The organism is Aeromonas taiwanensis, from assembly GCF_000820165.1.
GTDB lineage: Bacteria > Pseudomonadota > Gammaproteobacteria > Enterobacterales > Aeromonadaceae > Aeromonas > Aeromonas taiwanensis.
Genome location: NZ_CDDD01000048.1, coordinates 1 through 831 on the forward strand (window position 1 = coordinate 1; position 831 = coordinate 831).

At 65.3% G+C, this 831-nt stretch carries 1 protein-coding gene; it reads right to left on the bottom strand.

Features of this window, described 5'->3' with window-relative positions:
• Nucleotides 1-831, bottom strand: an 831-nt coding sequence (locus BN1136_RS08045; RefSeq protein WP_043808338.1) for a YccS/YhfK family membrane protein, incomplete at both ends; no start/stop codon positions are given.

Consider the following 831-nt stretch of genomic DNA (forward strand, 5'->3'; position numbering starts at 1 on the left):
GGCAGGCGGGGAGGCGGGGTTTTGCAGCTCCTCGGCGCTTTGCAGCAGCTGGTTGATGCTGGCCAGGTTGCGGCGCAGAAACTTCATCGGCGTCAGCAGGGTCTTGGGGTAGTGCTGCTTGAGGTGGGTGAATTCCAGCTGATCGCCGAGGGCCTCCAGGGTCCAGTGGATGCGCTTGTGATGACGGTAGGGCTTGTGCACCAGGATGGCGTAACCGAGCTGCTGGCACGCCTCGGCGAGCTGTGACAGCACCTCCTGGAAGCCATCCAGGACGATGCCCTGCTTGAGCTCGGCTTCCAGCTTGCTGTAGGGGTAGTGGCTGGAGGTGGCCCGCTCCTGGATCTCCAGCGCCAGCAGATAGAGGCGCAGCAGGCCGGCGAGCTCGGGGGCCACCCGTTGCCGGCTCATGGGGGCATTGAGGCGGGCATTGAGCGCCGTCTTGGCCAGGTTCAGGGCGTTGACCAGGTTGATGTTGAGCTGGGCCAGGTTGTGGCGGATGGCCTGGGCGCCGTGCTCGTCTGCCGGAAAGAAGCGCGACTTCTCCTGCAGATAGCGGGATAGGGCGAAGTAGCTCTGGGCCAGCTGCTCGTGCAGGGTCTTGTAGGGCAGCAGCCAGAGCCAGACCAGCGACACCAGGCCGTACCAGAGGGCCCCGGCTCCCAGTGCCAGAGGCTGATAGAAGAGATCCGGTGCCTTGGCGGCCCCCAGCATGGTGTAGATGGCGATGAGCAGGGAGCCGAAGCTGATGGTGGCGTAGCGCTGGCCGAGGGCCCCCACCATCACGAAGAGGAAGGTGGAGCCCGCAAGCCCGATGGCAAACAGCCAGGGGGT